Consider the following 15810-nt stretch of genomic DNA (forward strand, 5'->3'; position numbering starts at 1 on the left):
CATCCTTCACTAGAGTACTCCCGTGCCACACCAGCCACATGCCTCCCGCCGCCGCCTCGTGGCGACCCTGTTGGCCCCTCTGAGGGGCGTGATGGCCCCGACGATGGCGCTGCTGATGGCGCTGGCGGCGCTGCTCGTCGTCCCGGCCGCGCCCGCCTCGGCGGACTCGTCGTACCTGTGCAAGGGCTATGCCACGTGCAAGCAGGCAGGCTACGGACACGCCGGCTACGCGCAGCAGGGCTCCACGATGTGGTGGCGGATGTATGCGGGCCACAACTGCACCAACTACGTCGCCTACCGACTGGTGCGCGGCGGGATGCCCAACGTCCGACCCTGGTCGGGCAGCGGCAACGCCACCAACTGGGGCGTCGCGATGAGCTCGATCACCGACGGCACCCCGATGGTCGGGGCGATCGCCTGGTGGAGGGCCGGCACGCCGGGCGGCGGGTCCAGCGGCCACGTCGCCTACATCGAGCAGGTCGTCTCCAGTTCCGAGATCGTCGTGTCCGAGGACAGCTGGGGCGGCGACTTCTCCTGGCGCCGGATCACCCGCTCGGGGCGCGGCTGGCCCACCGGCTTCATCCATTTCAACGACGCGACCGTGCTCCCGACGGCTCCGCCCGCCGTGGAGGGCACCCCGGCCGTCGGCACCACCCTGCGGGCGTCGGCCGGCGCCTGGAAGCCGGTCGCCACCCCCTCTGTGCAGTGGCTGGCCGACGGCGCGGTGATCCCGGGAGCCACCGCCGAGACCTTCACACCGACCCGGCAGCAGCGTGGCAAGCAGCTCTCCGTGCGGGTCACGGCCACCCGGCCGGGGTACGTCGCCGGCAGCGCCGTCTCCACCACGACGCCAGCCGTCGAGCTGGGCACCCTGCGCACCGCCACGCCTCCCGCGATCAGCGGGAACGCCCAGGTCGACGAGGTCTTGACGGCGACCCCGGGCACGTTCGAGCCGACCCCGACCACGAGCACCATCCAGTGGCATGCCGACGGCGAGCCGATCCTCGGGGCCACCGGGTGGCAGCTGCGGCTGGGGCAGGCACAGGTCGACCGCACGATCACCGCGGTGGTGAGCGCGCAGACTGCCGGCTACCGCAAGGCGGTCGTGAGCTCGGCGGCGACCGGCCCCGTGCTGGCCCCTGACATCGAGGTCCAGCAGGCGTTCGCCCTGGCCGGCTGGCCACGGCTGGGACGCGAGCTCACGGTCCGCCCGGGGACCTTCAGCCCCGCCGACGCACGCGTGGCCTACACCTGGCTGCGCGACGGCCGGCCCATCGCCGGGGCCACCGGGCCGAGCTATCTGCTGGCGCCCGAGGACATCGGGTCGCGCGTCTCGGTCCGCGTCGACCTGAGCCGGACCGGCTACCGCAGCGCGAGCGAGACGCTCGCGGCGAACGGCCCGGTGCAGACCTCGTCCAAGCTGGTGATCGCGGGGACAGGGGCGCCCGGAAAGGCCGTGCTCGACCTGGACCTCACCGTGGCCGGTGCCGCCGCGCCGAGCGGCAAGGTCACGCTGAGGATCGGTGGCCGGACCCTCGTCCGCCGGGTCGTCGACGGTCGGGCGCACCTGCTGATCCGGGGGCTCAAGGCGGGACGTCAGGTGGTCCGGGCCTCCTATGCCGGGACCGCTGTCTTCAGCCCCGCCAGCGCGCGGCTGGTCCTGAGGGTGCCGCGACGCCGCTGAGCCGCGCCGCCGATGAACTGGGGCGGGAATGGGCGTCGGTACAGCGCGGTTGACTGCTGACATGACCAACGCTGACTTCTGGTTCGACCCCAAGTGCCCGTTCGCCTGGATCACCTCACGATGGATCCTCGAGGTGGAGAAGGTGCGCGACATCTCCGTGACGTGGCACGTGATGAGCCTGGCCTACCTCAACCAGGACAAGGACATCTCGCAGGAGTACCGCGACATGCTCGCCGACGCCTGGGGGCCGGTCCGGGTCTGCATGGCGGCGGAGCAGGCGCACGGCAAGGAGGCCCTGCTGCCGCTCTACACGGCGATGGGCAACCGGATCCACCTGGGCCAGGAGGAGATCTCCCGCGAGCTGATCGAGGCCTCGCTCGCCGAGGCCGGGCTGCCCACCGAGCTGGCTGCTGCCATGGACAGCACGGAGTACGACGACGCGATCGCGGCGTCGCACCACCGTGGGATGGACCAGGTCGGCGACGACGTCGGGACGCCGACCATCGCGATCGAGGGCGTCGCGTTCTTCGGGCCCGTGCTGGGCAGCATCCCGCGCGGCGAGGAGGCCGGCAAGGTGTGGGACGGTGCGGTGGCGCTCGCGGCCTACCCGCAGTTCTTCGAGCTCAAGCGCTCGCGGACCGGGGACCTCGACTTCAGCTGAGCTCACGGCCGGGTCAGTTGCCGGCGGCACCGGTGGCCACCGTGGTCGCGACCATCACCGCGACCATGGCCGCCTGGGCCGCGGCGACGGCGTCCTTGACGGCCTCGGCGGCCCAGTCGTCATCGGCGATCACCTTGGCCCGGTGCCGGACCTCCTTGTCGGAGAGGTCGTCGAGCACGATCACCTTGTGGATCCGGTCGACCGCGGACAGCAGCGCGATCAGGGCGCCGATGTGCGGGTCCGCTGCGACACCGGAGCGCAGAGCGTCCGCGATCGCGTGTCGCACCCCGTCCTCGTGCTCCGTCGCCCGCGCCGGCCAGCGGTGCCGGGGGAACAGCCCGAGGACCTTGTCCTCGCGCCGCTCGAGGATGCCCTGCGTCTCGAGCCGGGCGAGCAGGACCTGACGAAGCCCCTTGCCCAGCGGGGCCACGAGATCCTGAGCGGCGCGCTCCTTGCGCGCGACGATCGCGAGGCCGTCGACGAGCACCTGGTCCTGCGGCGCGGGCGCACCGGGCACGAGGCGCACGGTGCTGCGCGACCAGCGGCCCTCGCCGCGGTGGACCTCGAGGGTGCCCGCGAGCGCCAGCTCGATCAGGACCGCGCCGCCCAGGAGCGGCTCCGGGTCGTGGGTCTGGGTGAGCCGGCCCGTCTCGTCGTCGAGCAGGAGCAGCAGCAGGTCCTCCGCGATCAGGCTCATGTCTCGACCCTAGGCCGCGCCGGACGCCGCGTCATGGGTCCTCGGTCCTCGGCTCCCGGTTCGACGGAGGCGGTTGCGTGACGCAAGATGGACCGGGTCATGAGCCTGCTTCCCGCACATGTCCGTGTCCGAGCCGCAGTCCCCGCCAGCGTGGTGGGTCTGCTGGCAGCCCTACTGGCCGCTCCAGCGCCGGCCCTCCCGGCGGAGGTGTCTCCCTCGGCGGTCGCCCCCGAGCGGGTGCGGCTCGTCGATCCGTCCGGGGCGGGAGTCCGCCGCGCGGAGGTGCCGCTCCCGCGGGCGCTGCTGCGGTCGGCGCGCGCCGGATCCGCCGTACGACGCACCGCGGCACTGCCGACCTCCGGCTTCCGGATGGTGGCGCTGACCTGGCAGGACCAGGCGGCGGGGCGGGGCCTCGCCTTCCGGACCCGGACGCAGGCCGGCTGGGGCCCGTGGACGACCGCCGAGCCGCTGACCGACGTGGCCGACGGGGCCGAGGGCCGGGCCGCGCGGGTGAGCGGCTCCCAGCTGGCCTGGGTGCCGAGGTCCGACGCCGTCCAGGTCCGGATCCGCGGCGGGCAGCCGCGCGGCCTCTCGCTGGTGCTGCTCGACCCGGCCGCCCGGCCGAGCGACGCACGGCCGGCAGCCCCTGCCGCCACCTCAGCCGGCACCGCCTCCCGGGCCAGCACCGTCTCTCGAACCGGCACCGTGCAGGCCCGTGCCGGCGAGCGCCGCTTCGCCCCCCGGCCCTGGCTGCTCGGCCGCAAGCAGTGGGGTGCCCGGGAGTCGTGGCGCACCAGCCCGCCGCGCTACAACCGCCGGATCCAGCAGGTCCACGTGCACCACACGGCCACCGGCAACTCCTACTCGCGCGCCGACGTGCCGGCGATGATCCGCGGCATGTACAGCTACCACACCCGCGACCTGGGCTGGTCCGACCTCGGCTACAACTTCCTGGTCGACAAGTTCGGCCGCGCCTGGGTGGGCCGGGCCGGCGGACCCAACAAGCCCGTCCGCGGTGCGCACACACTCGGGTTCAACCACACCTCGGTGGGCGTGGCCCTGATCGGCAACCACGAGGGCGTCGCCCCGTGGAAGCGCGCGGTGACGAAGCTCGTGCGACTCTCCGCCTGGAAGCTCGACCGCGCGGGCAAGCGGCCGGCCGGCACCTCACGGGTCCGGTCCCAGGGCAGCGACCGCTTCCCGGCCGGGCAGCGGGTGTGGCTCAAGGCGATCGACGGGCACCGGGACACCAACCAGACCGCGTGCCCGGGAGGCGACCTCCACGATCTGCTCCCAGGCATCCGTCGCCGGGCCCAGCGGCTCGCCGACCGGCACGGGCGCTGATGCGCCGTCCGGCACGTCCGCCCCTCCTCCTAGGATCACCCTCATGAGCAGAGTCCTGTCCGCAGTCGCCTGGCCCTACGCCAACGGCCCCCGTCACATCGGTCACGTCGCCGGCTTCGGCGTGCCCTCCGACGTCTTCAGCCGTTACATGCGGATGGCAGGGCACGACGTGCTCATGGTCTCCGGCACCGACGAGCACGGCACGCCGATCCTGATCGCGGCCGACGAGGCCGGCGTCACCGCGCAGCAGCTGGCCGACACCAACCACCGGATGATCGCCGAGGACCTCTGCGGGCTGGGCGTCTCCTACGACCTCTACACGCGGACCACGACGCCCAACCACTACAAGGTGGTGCAGGACCTCTTCACGGGCGTCCACGCCAACGGCTACTTCGTCGAGAAGACGACGTACGGCGCGATCTCGCCGTCGACGGGGCGCACTCTCCCGGACCGCTACATCGAGGGCACCTGCCCCATCTGCGGGGCCGAGGGCGCCCGCGGCGACCAGTGCGACACCTGCGGCAACCAGCTCGACCCCCACGAGCTGAAGAACCCGCGCTCGAAGATCAACGGGGAGACCCCGGAGTTCATCGAGACCCAGCACTTCTTCCTCGACCTGCCGGCGCTGGCCGAGGCGCTGGGGGAGTGGCTCGACGAGCGCGAGGCGTCCGGCACCTGGCGACCCAACGTGATCCGCTTCAGCCAGAACATCCTCAAGGAGATCAAGCCGCGCGCGATGACGCGCGACATCGACTGGGGCATCCCGGTGCCGCTCGACGGCTGGCGCGACAACCCGACCAAGAAGCTCTACGTGTGGTTCGACGCGGTCGTGGGCTACCTCTCCGCGAGCATCGAGTGGGCCCGCCGCACCGGCGACGCGGACGCCTGGCGCGCCTGGTGGAACGACCCCGAGGCGCTGTCCTACTACTTCATGGGCAAGGACAACATCACCTTCCACAGCCAGATCTGGCCCGCCGAGCTGCTGGCCTACTCCGGCAAGGGCCAGCACGGCGGCGAGGCCGGTCCGATGGGTGACCTCAACCTGCCGACCGAGGTGGTCTCGAGCGAGTTCCTGACGATGGAGGGCAAGAAGTTCTCCTCGTCGAAGAAGGTCGTCATCTACGTCCGCGACATGCTCGAGCGCTACCAGCCCGACGCGTTCCGCTACTTCGTCGCCGCGGCCGGGCCGGAGAACCAGGACAGCGACTTCACCTGGGCCGAGTTCGTGCGCCGCACCAACGACGAGCTGGTCGCCGGCTGGGGCAACCTGGTCAACCGCACCGCCACCCTGGTCGCGAAGAACTTCGGCGAGCTCCCGGCCGCCGGCGACCTGACCGACGCCGACCGAGCCGTGCTCGACCACACCGACGCGGCCTTCGGCGTCGTCGGCGACCTCATCGGCCGGCACCGGCAGAAGGCCGCGATCGGCGAGGCGATGCGAGCGGTCGCCGAGGTCAACAAGTACGTCACCGACCACGAGCCCTGGAAGCTGGCCAAGGACCCGGCCGACCGGGAGCGGCTCGGCACGATCCTGCACGTGATGGCGCAGTGCGTCTCGGACCTCAACACCGTGCTCTCGCCGTTCCTGCCGTTCTCGGCGAACACGGTCGACGCGGTGTTCGGTGGTGCCGGCGACGTCCAGCCGATGCCGCGCATCGAGGAGGCCGACGACCTCGACGGCGGCGCGTCGTACCCGATCATCACGGGGGACTACACCACCGCCCGCGCCTGGCGCCGTACGCCGCTCGCCGTGGGCACGCCGGTCGCGAAGCCGACGCCGGTGTTCACCAAGCTCGACCCCTCGATCGTCGACGACGAGCTCGCCCGGCTGGCAGGCTGAGCCGCATGTGCCACTACTGCGGCTGCCGGCAGATCCCGCTCATCCGCGACTACATCGCGGAGCACGAGCAGGTCACCGAGCTCGCGGACCACGGTCTGCGCGCGCTCGACGAGGGCGAGCGCGCGGTGGCGGCCGACTACTTCGCCCAGATGGTCCCGCTGCTGCGCAGCCACTGGCAGGGGGAGGAGGAGGGCGTGTTCAAGGTGATGGCGGAGACCGAGGAGCTCTACGCCGACTACATCGAGCCCCTGATGGCCGAGCACCGCGAGCTCGACGCCTTCCTGGTCTCCCTCGACCTCGACCTGCCCGAGCACCGCGAGCGGATCCGCCGGGAGATGGTCGAGCTCGGCGAGCACATCAGCCGCGAGGAGGACGGGCTCTTCCCGCCGACGCTCACCACCCTCGACGGGCCACAGTGGGACGAGGCGATCGCTGCGTGGCAGCGGGCCCACCCGGGCCGGCAGCTCATCGCGGACTAGCGCCGGCTCCCGAGACCGCTCAGCGCAGCATGATCGACCCGCCGTCGACCATCAGCGTCTGGCCGGTCATGTAGGACGCGTCCTCGCTGGCCAGGAACACCGCGACCCGGCCGATGTCGGACTCGGGGTCGCCGAGTCGTCCCAGCGGCGTGCTGCGCACCAGCACCTGCTCCTGCTCGGGGTGCTCGGCGATGAAGGCCTCCACGCCCTCGGTGCGAGCCAGCGGGCAGATCACGTTGACGTTGATCCCGTCGCGGGCCCACTCGTGGGCCGCCACCCGGCTCATCGCACGCACCGCCTCCTTGGCCGCGGCGTAGGTGAGCTGGTGCGGGTTGCCGCGCAGGCCGGCGCCGGAGCCGAAGTTGACGACCGAGCCCTGGGCTCGGGCGAGGTCCGGGTGGCAGGCCCGCATCAGCCAGAAGGCGGGGTAGAAGCCGGTGCCGAAGGAGAGGTCGAACATCTCCTGGGTGGACTCCAGCAGCGACGCCTGACGCGAGGCGTGCGCGTTGTTCACCAGCACGTCGATGGCGCCGAACGCGTCGAGCGCCGCCTCGCGGATCGCGGCCGCGCTCTCCTCGCGGGAGATGTCGAGGGCCAGGAACCTGGTCGACTCGCCCAGCTCGCCGGCCAGGTCGGCCCCGCGGTCGGCGTCGACGTCGACGAACACGACCCGTGCTCCCTCGGCGACGAACGCGCGCACGATGCCGCGTCCGATGCCTCCCGCCCCGCCGGTGACGATGGCCACCTTGCCGTCCAGTCGCATGAGCCGCTCCGTTCCCTCGAAGGTGAGGTCGCAGGCTAGGCAGCGGGGGAGCAGGTCGCGTCGCGCGCTCCTGCTGAGCGGGGCACCGTAGGGTTCGGGCCATGACTGCCGAGATGTATCTGCCGGGCTTCTACGTCAAGCAGAAGATCACCATGATGATCAACCGCTACGAGATCGTCGCGATGAACCCCGACGGGAGCGAGGGCCAGCTGATGGCGCTCGCGGAGCAGAAGCGCCTGGCCTTCAAGGAGCAGGTGACGTTCTTCTCCGACGCCGCCAAGACCCGTCCGGTCTTCGGCTTCAAGGCCCGCAAGGCGATCGACCTGGGCTCCGGCTATGACGTGACCGACGAGACCGGCCGGCAGATCGGCTTCTTCAAGAAGGACTTCGGGGCCAGCCTGCTGCGCTCGACGTTCCACATCGAGGGCCCCGGCTTCGCGGGCACCGGCCAGGAGCGCAACCAGGTCGTCGCGATGCTGCGCCGCTTCACCGACCTGCCCTTCCTGCCGGTGCACTTCGACTTCAAGGAGCCCTCCGGGGCGCTGCTGATGTCGAGTGAGCGGCAGATGTCGCTGCGCGACAAGTACACCGTCCGCGTCCCCGACCAGCGCGTCGACTTCCGCGTCGCCGCCGCGATGGCCGTCGGACTGGACGCGTTGATGGCACGCTGATGCTGTTCGCTCAGGCCCGCCGAGCGGTCGAGTCGCACGCGGGCGAGCCGAAGGTGCACGAGCCGGGGTACGACGTGGCCGCCGCGCGCGCGGCCGCCCGGGTGGAGGCGGCGCGCCAGCCGCGCGAGGACGTCGCCGAGGTGCGCGACGTGGATGCCGACGGGGTGCGCTGCCGGCTGTACCGGGTCTCCACAGGCTCGACCAGCGACGGCGACGGCGGCTCGGCCGGCGGTCTGGTCGTGCACCTGCACGGCGGCGGCTTCGTGTTCAACGACATCGACGTGCACGACGCGGCAGCCCGCCGGCTGGCCAACCGCAGCGGGATGGCGGTGCTCAGCGTGGACTACCGGCGCCCGCCCGAGCACCGGTTCCCCGCGGCTCCCGACGACGTCGACACCGTCGTGGCGTGGCTCGACGAGCACGCGGACGCACTCGGCCTGACGGGCCCGACGTACGTCCACGGCGACAGCGCGGGCGCCAACCTCGCCCTGGTCGCGGCGCTGCGTCATCCGGGCCGGTTCCGGGCGGTCGTGCTGATCTACCCCTTCCTCGACCCGACCCAGGGCTTCGCGTCGTACGCCGAGGCGGAGGGCTTCGACGCCCGCGAGGCCGCCTGGTACTGGGAGCAGTACGCCGCCCACCCCGAGGACCTGCGCGATCCGGACCTCGCGCCGCTGCTCTCCACCGAGCTGCACACGCTGCCGCCGACCCTGGTCGTCTCTGCCGAGCACGACCCGCTGCGCGACGAGGCCGAGCACCTCGCCGTCCTCCTCGCCGAGGCCGGGGTACGAGTCGTGGCGACGCGCTACCAGGGACAGGTGCACGGCTTCTGGCGCCACCCCGATGTGTTCGACGCCGCAGAGCCCCTGATGCAGCAGGCGGCCGGTTTCTTGAGGATGCACTGCGACTGAGAGAATGCGCCCATGCGCGTTCACCTCGGTTCCGACCACGCCGGCCTCGAACTCAAGGACCACCTGCTCGCCTGGCTGGTCGACCACGGCCACGAGGTCGTCGACCACGGCCCCTTCGTCTACGACGCCCTGGACGACTACCCGGTCTTCTGCCTGCGCGCCGCCGAGAGCGTCGCCGCGGAGCAGGCCGAGGGGCTCGACAGCCTCGGTGTCGTCATCGGCGGCTCCGGCAACGGCGAGCAGATGGCGGCCAACAAGGTCATCGGCGTGCGCTCCGCGCTGGTGTGGTCGGAGGAGACGGCCGTGCTGGCGCGCGAGCACAACGACGCCAACGTGATCTCGGTCGGCGGTCGCATGCACACCCTGGAGGAGATGACCCGCTTCGTGGAGGTCTTCCTCGCCACGGCGTTCAGCGGCGACGAGCGACACGTCCGGCGCATCACCCAGGTCGGCGAGTACGAGACCACACGCGAGCTGCCGCCGCTGCCGGAGTCGGCCCTGCAGGGCCCGAATGCCTGAGGGTCACACCCTCCATCGCCTGGCGCGCGACCTCTCGCACGCCTTCGCCGGCCGCGACGTGCGCGTCGGCAGCCCCCAGGGCCGCTTCGCCGACGCCGCTGCACTCGTCGACGGCAGCGTCCTGGACGGCGCAGCGGCCTGGGGCAAGCACCTGTTCCTCACCTTCGCGGGGGAGCGGTTCGTGCACGTCCATCTCGGCCTCTACGGCAAGTTCGCCGTGCACCACGGGGTCGACGAGGTCCCCGACCCCGTCGGTCAGGTCCGGCTCCGGCTGGTCTCCCTCGACCGCCCCGCGTCGTACGCCGACCTGCGCGGTGCCACCACCTGCGCGCTGCTGACGCGCGAGCAGCGCGATGCCGTCATCGCCCGCATCGGGCCCGACCCGCTGCGCCCCGACGCGGACTGGACCCGGGCCTGGGAGCGGATCCGCCGCAGCCGCACCTCCGTCGGTGCGCTGCTGATGGACCAGAGCGTGCTGGCCGGCGTCGGCAACGTCTATCGCGCCGAGGTGCTCTTCCGGCACCGGATCGATCCGCAGCGCGCGGGAAGGACTCTGCGGGTCTCCCAGTTCCGCGCGATCTGGGACGACCTCGTGGAGCTGATGGCGCTCGGGGTCGAGACCAACCGGATCGACACCGTCCGTCCCGAGCACACCCCGGAGGCGATGGGGCGCCCGCCGCGCGTCGACGACCACGGGGGAGAGGTCTACGTCTACCGCCGGAGCGGGCAGCCCTGCCACGTCTGCGGCACCGGCGTGCGCACGGAGGTGATGGCGGCGCGCAACCTCTTCTGGTGTCCGCGTTGCCAACCCCGGTTCCGCTCGCGGGCCGTAGAGTGAGCACGTCTCGAGGAGCCGGAGGAGGGCCGATGAGCTCTGTCCGTGCCGCCAGTCGCCCCAGCCAGCCGGGAGTGACGCGTCGGCTGCGCCGCGCGACGTCGCGGCGTGCGGCGCAGGTGAGGCGGGTGCCGTCCCAGACCGATCGCACCCTGCGGGTCCTGCTCGCTGCCTCCACCGTCGGCGGCGTCGCGGGGCTGCTGTGGACCGACGTGGTGCCGCTCACCGTCTTCGTCCTGCCCCTCGTCATCGGCAGCCTCACCCTGGGCCCGCGCCAGCTCCCCTGGTTCGTGGTCTACACCCTCGGCTGGCTCGCCGTCGTGGTCGCCAACCAGCCGGAGATCAACGCGCGGCTCGTCGTCACGGTGGCGATCCTCTTCCTGGCCGGGCTCGTCGTACTGCTCACCTCCTTCCGTCGTTCCCGGCTCGGGGTCGGGGGCGCGATGGGGGAGTCGATGTTCATCGACCTGCGCGACCGGATCCTCAACCAGGGCCGGCTGCCGGAGCTGCCGGACGCCTGGCACGCCGAGTCGGCGCTCCGCTCGGCAGGTGGCACGCCGTTCGCCGGCGACTTCGTGGTGGCGTCCCGCGCCGAGGACGGGGATCGCCTCGAGGTGGCGGTCGTGGACGTCTCCGGCAAGGGCGAGCAGGCAGGCACCCGCGCGCTGCTCCTCTCCGGCGCGTTCGGGGGGCTCCTCGGGGCGCTCCCGGCCGAGTCGTTCCTGCCGGCCGCCAACGACTACCTGCTGCGCCAGGGCTGGGACGAGGGCTTCGCCACGGCGGTGCACCTCTCCCTCGACCTGACCACCGGTGCCTACGAGATCCGCACGGCCGGCCATCCGCCCGCGGCGCAGCTGCACGCCGGATCGGGCCGCTGGATCGTCCAGGACAGCGAGGGGCCGGTGCTCGGGCTCGTGGAGGAGGCCGAGTTCCGCACCGCGCGGGGCAGCCTGGGGCCGGGCGACGCGCTGCTGCTCTACACCGACGGCATGGTCGAGACGCGCAGTCGCGACATCGGGCTGGGCATCGACAAGCTGCTCGGACAGGCCGAACGGCTGCTGCGCTCGGGCTTCAAGGGCGGCGCCGATCGGCTCGTCGACGCGCTGGGCTCCCAGGACGACGACCGCGCCCTGGTGCTGCTGCACCGCCCTTGACCGGCCGGATCGAACCGCCCTCGGTTGGGGGCCGGCCGGGACCATGTGGCACGATGACTCCGGCGCTCGTGGCAGCAGTGGCGAGTGCGCGCGGATGTAGCTCAATGGTAGAGCCTCAGTCTTCCAAACTGATTACGCGGGTTCGATTCCCGTCATCCGCTCCAGGGCGGTTCCGGCCTGACCGGACCGACTTGGCGGGGCGTAGCGTAGTGGCTAGCGCGCCTGCTTTGGGAGCAGGAGACCGCAGGTTCGAGTCCTGTCGCCCCGACTGATCGGCACGACATAACTGCACGTCCCTGCTCCACCCCGGATCATGAGTCCCAGCCATGACTCCACGTCATGAGTCCCAAGCCAGCAACAACTGAGAACACCAAGGAGACACCTGTGAAGAGCGCCGTCGAGTCCTTGACCCCCACCCGGGCCAAGCTCACCGTCGAGGTGCCCTTCGAGGAGCTCAAGCCGAGCCTCGACGCGGCGTACAAGAAGATCGCCCAGCAGATCAACGTCCCCGGCTTCCGCCGCGGCAAGGTCCCGCCGATGGTCATCGACCGTCAGGTCGGCCGGGCCGCCGTGCTGGACGAGGCGATCAACGAGGTGCTTCCGAAGAAGTACATCGAGGCGCTGCAGGAGAACTCGCTCGAGCCGCTCGCCCAGCCCGAGATCGAGGTGACGAAGTTCGAGGACAACGAGACCCTCGAGTTCACCGCCGAGGTCGACATCAAGCCGCAGATCACGCTGCCGTCCTACGAGGGCCTCGAGGCCGAGGTCGAGGACATCGAGGTCACCGAGAGTGACGTCGAGGAGCAGATCGAGGCGCTGCGCGAGCGCTTCGGCACGCTGAGCGACGTCGAGCGCGAGGCCGCCGACGGCGACTTCGTGGTCATCGACCTCAAGGCCACCCAGGACGGAGAGATCGTCGAGGGCGCCGAGGTGTCCGGGATGTCCTACAAGGTCGGTCGCGGCGGCATGCTCGACGGTCTCGACGAGGCCCTCGCCGGCATGAAGGCCGGCGACTCCACCACCTTCTCCTCCGAGCTGGTCGGCGGCGACCTCGTGGGCCAGTCCGTCGAGGTCGAGGTGACCGTGACGCAGGTCCAGCAGCAGGAGCTGCCCGAGTTCGACGACGAGTTCGCCCAGATCGCCTCGGAGTTCGACACCGCCGAGGAGCTCGGCGCCGACGTGCGCGAGCGTCTCGGCCGGGGCAAGCGCCTCGAGCAGGCCGCTGCCGCCCGTGACGCCGTCCTCGAGGCGCTGCTGGAGAAGGTCGAGATCCCGCTCCCCGAGAGCCTGGTCACCGACGAGCTCAACGCGCGCCGCCAGAACGTCGAGCAGCAGCTGATGATGGCCGGCATCACCATGGACAAGTACCTCGAGGACGAGGGGCAGACCATGGAGGAGTTCGAGGCCGAGCTGGACCGCCGTGTCCGCGACGCCGTCGCCGCGCAGTTCATCCTCGACGAGATCGCCAAGAAGGAGGAGTTCGGCATCGACCAGAACGAGCTCTCCTCCCACCTGGTGCGTCGCGCCCAGCAGTCCGGTCAGGACCCGCAGGAGTTCGCGAACCACATGTTCGAGCACAACCACATCCCGGACCTCGTCCAGGAGATCCTGCGCGGCAAGGCGCTGGCGACCCTGGTCGAGTCGGCCGTGGTCAAGGACGCCTCCGGCAACGTGGTCGAGCTGAAGAACCTGCGTCCCGACGGCACCATCGGTGAGCCGGAGGCCGAGGTCGCCGACGACGCTGACGGCGAGACCGAGGGCACCGAGGCTGAGGCTGAGGCTGAGGCTGGGGAGCCCACCCAGGCCTGATCGGCCACCTGCACGACTCCAGCGACCCGCCCGGGGCACCCCGGGCGGGTCGCTGCGTCTTGGGCACGTGAGCGAAGACCCCGCATTCGGTGCACGATTGCGCACTGAGCGCGTTGACACGGGTCCACAGACTTCCCATGCCCGGGGGATGCCTCCTCACGGTCCCCGTCTAGCGCCACCGACGCCCCCGGTCTGCTCCACGCGCTCGCGCTGCTGGCCCAGGTGAGCGACGAGCTCGTGCTCGCCACGGCCCGCGACACCCACCGGGCCTGGGCCGACCGGCTGCACGCAGCGCTGCGGCGCCCGACCCGAGGCGGCTCCCGGATCCCCGAGCCCGCCCACCGCGCCCTGGCCGCGCCCGCCGCTGCCGGCACCAGCCTCGCGCTGCAGGCGGCCGCCCTCGGGCTCCTCGGGGACCGTCTCCACCGCGAGCGCCAGCCGCTGGCCATCTCGATGTCGGTGCGCGCCGGCGGCCGTGACGTCGGGCTGGACGAGCCGGGGCTGCGCGAGGCGTTCCCGGACGCCACCGGGCGGATCGTGGTCTTCCTGCACGGCCTGTGCGAGAACGAGGACTACTGGCGACTGGGCCGCGGCCGGCTCGGGACGACGTACGGCGAGATGCTGGCCGAGCGGGGCTGGACCCCGGTGTTCCTGCGCGCCAACACCGGGCTGTCGCTGCGGGAGAACGGCGTGGAGCTGGCGACGCTCATGCAGCGGCTGGTCGGGGCATGGTTGACCGGCGTCGCGCGGATCGCGCGCGTCGGACACTCGCTCGGCGGGCTCGTCATCCGCGCCGGGGGAGCCGTCGCGACGCCGGGCGAGCGGTCCTGGACCGACCGGGTCACCGACGTCGTCACCCTCGGCACGCCGCATCTCGGCGCTCCGATCGCCCAGGGGCTGGGGCACGGCAGCCGGATGCTGGCGCGCCTGCCCGAGGCGGCGGCGTTCGGCCGGATCCTCGACCACCGCTCGGTCGGCATCCACGATCTCGTCGCCGGGCTCGCCCACGACGTCGCGCCGCTGCCGCACGCGCGCTACCGCCTGGTCTCCGCGACGCTCACCCGGTCGCCGCGCCACCTCCTCGGCGCCGTCGTGGGCGACCTCCTGGTGCAGGTGCCCTCGGCCTACGGACGCCCCAGCCGGCGGCGAGCGGGCGCGGAGGGCGAGCTGTTCCCCGGCGCGGACGCCGTGCACCTCGGCGGGACCGATCACTTCACGCTGCGCAACCCTCCCGGTGTCCACCGCGCTCTGCGAGACTGGCTCGCATGACCTCCTCCCCGGCAGCCTCTCGCGAGCTGCGCGCCGAGACGTTCGTGGACGCACCGCCGGAGCGGGTGTGGGAGGTCCTCAGCGACCTGTCGCGGATGCCGCAGTGGAGCTCCGAGCTGGTCCGGATGGTGGCGCTGCGCCCGGGCGGACTCCGCCGGGGCCAGTGGTACCTCGGCGTGAACCGCCGCAAGCTCGCCGTGTGGCCGACCCGCAACGTGGTCGCCGAGCTCGAGCCCGGGCGGGTCCTCGCGTGGGACACCACGTCGAGCGGGGCGCGGTGGATCTGGGAGCTGACGCCGGAGGGCGACGGGACCCGGGTCGTGCACCGCCGTCCGGTGCCGCAAGGACTCACCCTGCTGAGCCGACTGTTCGCGCCCCTGGCGCTCGGCGGCAGTGATCAGCACGCCGACGAGCTCGAGGCCGCGATGCAGGACAGCGTCGGCCGGTTCCGGGCGAGCGTGGAGCGCTGAAATCTGCTGATGGCGAACAGTGCGGGATAAGCCGTGGAACTGGGGGATCCACGGGCTAGTGTCGCTTCCGTGACCCAGACATCCACGCACCCCGAGATGAACGGCGGCGCCTCGGCCTACGGGCTCGACGACCACATCTACCAGCGGTTGCTCCGTGAGCGGATCGTGTTCCTCGGCTCCGAGGTCAGGGACGCCAACGCCAACGCGATCTGCGCCCAGCTGCTGCTGTTGTCGGCCGAGGACCCCGAAGCCGACATCTTCCTGCACATCAACAGCCCCGGCGGCTCCGTCGACGCCGGCATGGCGATCTACGACACCATGAACTACATCCCCAACGACGTCGCGACCGTCGCGATGGGCCTGGCCGCGTCGATGGGCCAGTTCCTGCTGTGTGCCGGCACCAAGGGCAAGCGCTACGCCCTGCCGCACTCGCGGATCATGATGCACCAGCCCTCCTCGGGCATGGGCGGGTCGGCCTCCGACATCAAGATCCAGGCCCAGCAGTCGCTGCACATCAAGAAGGTGCTGCTCGACCTCATCAGCGAGCACACCGGCCAGCCGGTCGAGCAGGTCATCGCCGACGCGGACCGCGACCGTTGGTTCACCGCCGACCAGGCGCTGGAGTACGGCCTCGTCGACAAGGTGATCCGCAGCAGCCGAGAGGCCGCCGACGAGGGCCGCCCGGCCCGGCAGAAGGACTGAGC

16 protein-coding genes and 2 tRNA genes are annotated in these 15810 nt (G+C 71.8%); 16 read left to right on the plus strand and 2 right to left on the minus strand.

What is annotated here, in order from left to right; all coding sequences use genetic code 11:
* Window positions 1–22 precede the first annotated feature (22 nt).
* Window positions 23–1684, plus strand: a complete 1662-nt coding sequence (locus ACYU7L_RS13995) for a CHAP domain-containing protein (protein ID WP_460797666.1) — start codon at window positions 23–25, stop codon at window positions 1682–1684.
* Window positions 1685–1745: 61 nt separating this feature from the next.
* A complete protein-coding gene (locus ACYU7L_RS14000) occupies window positions 1746–2345 on the plus strand; it encodes a mycothiol-dependent nitroreductase Rv2466c family protein (protein ID WP_460797669.1) in 600 nt (199 codons plus the stop codon).
* A gap of 13 nt (window positions 2346–2358) precedes the next feature.
* On the opposite strand, the gene ACYU7L_RS14005 is transcribed toward ACYU7L_RS14000, so the two are convergent.
* The gene (locus tag ACYU7L_RS14005) at window positions 2359–3042 is read right to left on the minus strand and encodes a GOLPH3/VPS74 family protein (RefSeq protein WP_460797672.1); all 684 of its coding nucleotides are present in this window, start codon (window positions 3040–3042) and stop codon (window positions 2359–2361) included.
* Window positions 3043–3141: 99 nt separating this feature from the next.
* Here ACYU7L_RS14005 and ACYU7L_RS14010 point away from each other — a divergent pair, with 99 nt between their 5' ends.
* From ACYU7L_RS14010 to ACYU7L_RS14020, 3 genes are read left to right on the plus strand one after another with little or no spacing between them, the layout of a single operon-like run.
* Window positions 3142–4386, plus strand: coding sequence for an N-acetylmuramoyl-L-alanine amidase (locus tag ACYU7L_RS14010; RefSeq protein WP_460797673.1), 1245 nt, complete (start codon window positions 3142–3144; stop codon window positions 4384–4386).
* Between the two features lie 43 nt (window positions 4387–4429).
* Complete coding sequence (gene metG, locus ACYU7L_RS14015; protein ID WP_460797675.1) at window positions 4430–6226, plus strand: methionine--tRNA ligase; 1797 nt, start codon at window positions 4430–4432, stop codon at window positions 6224–6226.
* Between the two features lie 5 nt (window positions 6227–6231).
* Complete coding sequence (locus ACYU7L_RS14020) at window positions 6232–6705, plus strand: hemerythrin domain-containing protein (RefSeq protein WP_460797677.1); 474 nt, start codon at window positions 6232–6234, stop codon at window positions 6703–6705.
* Between the two features lie 19 nt (window positions 6706–6724).
* Here the strand turns inward: ACYU7L_RS14020 and ACYU7L_RS14025 are convergent, their stop codons facing one another.
* Window positions 6725–7468: an SDR family NAD(P)-dependent oxidoreductase gene (locus ACYU7L_RS14025; RefSeq protein WP_460797680.1), complete on the minus strand. Its 744-nt coding sequence runs from the start codon at window positions 7466–7468 to the stop codon at window positions 6725–6727.
* Between the two features lie 101 nt (window positions 7469–7569).
* On the opposite strand from ACYU7L_RS14025, the gene ACYU7L_RS14030 reads away from it, so the two are divergent.
* The 11 genes from ACYU7L_RS14030 (at window position 7570) to ACYU7L_RS14080 (ending at window position 15808) form a co-directional block, all read left to right on the plus strand.
* Window positions 7570–8139, plus strand: a complete 570-nt coding sequence (locus ACYU7L_RS14030; RefSeq protein WP_460797682.1) for an LURP-one-related/scramblase family protein — start codon at window positions 7570–7572, stop codon at window positions 8137–8139.
* Window positions 8139–9050, plus strand: a complete 912-nt coding sequence (locus ACYU7L_RS14035) for an alpha/beta hydrolase (protein ID WP_460797684.1) — start codon at window positions 8139–8141, stop codon at window positions 9048–9050. Before ACYU7L_RS14030 ends, ACYU7L_RS14035 begins: the two co-directional genes overlap by 1 nt.
* Window positions 9051–9062: 12 nt before the next feature.
* A complete protein-coding gene (locus ACYU7L_RS14040; RefSeq protein WP_460797687.1) occupies window positions 9063–9569 on the plus strand; it encodes a ribose-5-phosphate isomerase in 507 nt (168 codons plus the stop codon).
* Window positions 9562–10407 carry an Fpg/Nei family DNA glycosylase gene (locus tag ACYU7L_RS14045; protein ID WP_460797689.1) on the plus strand — a complete coding sequence of 282 codons (846 nt, stop codon included), beginning with the start codon at window positions 9562–9564 and terminating at the stop codon, window positions 10405–10407. Before ACYU7L_RS14040 ends, ACYU7L_RS14045 begins: the two co-directional genes overlap by 8 nt.
* A gap of 29 nt (window positions 10408–10436) precedes the next feature.
* On the plus strand, window positions 10437–11558 hold the full coding sequence (locus tag ACYU7L_RS14050; protein WP_460797691.1) for a PP2C family protein-serine/threonine phosphatase: 1122 nt from the start codon (window positions 10437–10439) through the stop codon (window positions 11556–11558).
* Window positions 11559–11648: 90 nt separating this feature from the next.
* A tRNA-Gly gene (locus tag ACYU7L_RS14055) sits at window positions 11649–11722 on the plus strand.
* Between the two features lie 31 nt (window positions 11723–11753).
* Window positions 11754–11826: transfer RNA gene (locus tag ACYU7L_RS14060), tRNA-Pro, on the plus strand.
* 116 nt (window positions 11827–11942) lie between these two features.
* Complete coding sequence (tig, locus tag ACYU7L_RS14065; protein WP_460797693.1) at window positions 11943–13367, plus strand: trigger factor; 1425 nt, start codon at window positions 11943–11945, stop codon at window positions 13365–13367.
* A 222-nt stretch (window positions 13368–13589) separates the two neighbouring features.
* Window positions 13590–14636 carry an esterase/lipase family protein gene (locus tag ACYU7L_RS14070; protein WP_460797695.1) on the plus strand — a complete coding sequence of 349 codons (1047 nt, stop codon included), beginning with the start codon at window positions 13590–13592 and terminating at the stop codon, window positions 14634–14636.
* Complete coding sequence (locus ACYU7L_RS14075) at window positions 14633–15106, plus strand: SRPBCC family protein (protein WP_460797697.1); 474 nt, start codon at window positions 14633–14635, stop codon at window positions 15104–15106. Before ACYU7L_RS14070 ends, ACYU7L_RS14075 begins: the two co-directional genes overlap by 4 nt.
* Window positions 15107–15202: 96 nt before the next feature.
* The gene (locus ACYU7L_RS14080) at window positions 15203–15808 is read left to right on the plus strand and encodes an ATP-dependent Clp protease proteolytic subunit (RefSeq protein WP_460798802.1); all 606 of its coding nucleotides are present in this window, start codon (window positions 15203–15205) and stop codon (window positions 15806–15808) included.
* The last annotated feature ends 2 nt before the right edge of the window (window positions 15809–15810 follow it).

Source organism: Nocardioides pacificus (genome assembly GCF_054775955.1).

Bases quoted from the DNA above. Each gene is read 5' to 3' on its own strand.
- ACYU7L_RS14000 (WP_460797669.1), top strand. From the start codon at position 1,746: ATGACCAACGCTGACTTCTGGTTCGACCCCAAGTGCCCGTTCGCCTGG.
- ACYU7L_RS14005 (WP_460797672.1), bottom strand. From the start codon at position 3,042: ATGAGCCTGATCGCGGAGGACCTGCTGCTGCTCCTGCTCGACGACGAG.
- ACYU7L_RS14010 (WP_460797673.1), top strand. From the start codon at position 3,142: ATGAGCCTGCTTCCCGCACATGTCCGTGTCCGAGCCGCAGTCCCCGCC.
- metG (WP_460797675.1), top strand. From the start codon at position 4,430: ATGAGCAGAGTCCTGTCCGCAGTCGCCTGGCCCTACGCCAACGGCCCC.
- ACYU7L_RS14020 (WP_460797677.1), top strand. From the start codon at position 6,232: ATGTGCCACTACTGCGGCTGCCGGCAGATCCCGCTCATCCGCGACTAC.
- ACYU7L_RS14025 (WP_460797680.1), bottom strand. From the start codon at position 7,468: ATGCGACTGGACGGCAAGGTGGCCATCGTCACCGGCGGGGCGGGAGGC.
- ACYU7L_RS14030 (WP_460797682.1), top strand. From the start codon at position 7,570: ATGACTGCCGAGATGTATCTGCCGGGCTTCTACGTCAAGCAGAAGATC.
- ACYU7L_RS14035 (WP_460797684.1), top strand. From the start codon at position 8,139: ATGCTGTTCGCTCAGGCCCGCCGAGCGGTCGAGTCGCACGCGGGCGAG.
- ACYU7L_RS14040 (WP_460797687.1), top strand. From the start codon at position 9,063: ATGCGCGTTCACCTCGGTTCCGACCACGCCGGCCTCGAACTCAAGGAC.
- ACYU7L_RS14045 (WP_460797689.1), top strand. From the start codon at position 9,562: ATGCCTGAGGGTCACACCCTCCATCGCCTGGCGCGCGACCTCTCGCAC.
- ACYU7L_RS14050 (WP_460797691.1), top strand. From the start codon at position 10,437: ATGAGCTCTGTCCGTGCCGCCAGTCGCCCCAGCCAGCCGGGAGTGACG.
- ACYU7L_RS14075 (WP_460797697.1), top strand. From the start codon at position 14,633: ATGACCTCCTCCCCGGCAGCCTCTCGCGAGCTGCGCGCCGAGACGTTC.
- ACYU7L_RS14080 (WP_460798802.1), top strand. From the start codon at position 15,203: ATGAACGGCGGCGCCTCGGCCTACGGGCTCGACGACCACATCTACCAG.